Below are 569 nucleotides of genomic sequence, written 5' to 3'. Positions count from 1 at the left end.
CGGCTTTCTCGATCAGCGCGGCGAGCTTTTTCAGCCCGCGATGGATGTTGGTCTTGATCAGCGGTTCGCTCTGATCGCAATGCTGTGCGGCTTCAGCGATGCTGTGGCCGTTGATCTTGACGAGTTCGATGGCGCGAGCCTGTCCCGGCGAAAGCAGTCTGAACAGGCGTTCGAGACTGATCCGTGCGCCGATTTCGTCTTCCTCGCTTTCGATTGCGATATCTTCAGGCAAATTGACCTCGCCGGCGCGGTAAGCGCGGCGCAGGTGGTCAACCCAGCGGAAGCGCGCGATTGCCGCGAGCCAGGGCAGGAACGGTCGCTCCGGATCGAAACTCGCGAGCTTGCGATGGACCGAGAGCAGCGTCTCCTGGATCAGGTCGTCGACGGCCCCGGGAGCGCTGCGCCGCGCGAAGTAGCGCTTGAGCCAGCGCGACGCCTCGGTGAGCAGCACGCCATAGGCCTGCCGGTCGCCCGCCTGCGCGCGGACCATCAGCCGCGCCATCGTGGCATCGTCGGCGATCACCCGCCGCGCGCCTTGACCAGCAACGGATCGAGCCCGAGAAGGCCGG

1 protein-coding gene is annotated in these 569 nt (G+C 65.6%); it reads right to left on the bottom strand.

Translation table 11 applies throughout. The features are described from left to right. Positions 1 to 523, bottom strand: a 523-nt coding sequence (locus AC01FP_RS18845; RefSeq protein WP_474482464.1) for a sigma-70 family RNA polymerase sigma factor, incomplete at its 3' end; no start/stop codon positions are given. Positions 524 to 569 lie beyond the last annotated feature (46 nt).

This window comes from Cyanobium sp. NIVA-CYA 375 (genome assembly GCF_056108345.1).
Note: the sequence above shows the minus strand (reverse complement) of the source record. Positions and strands in the feature narration are given on the sequence as shown.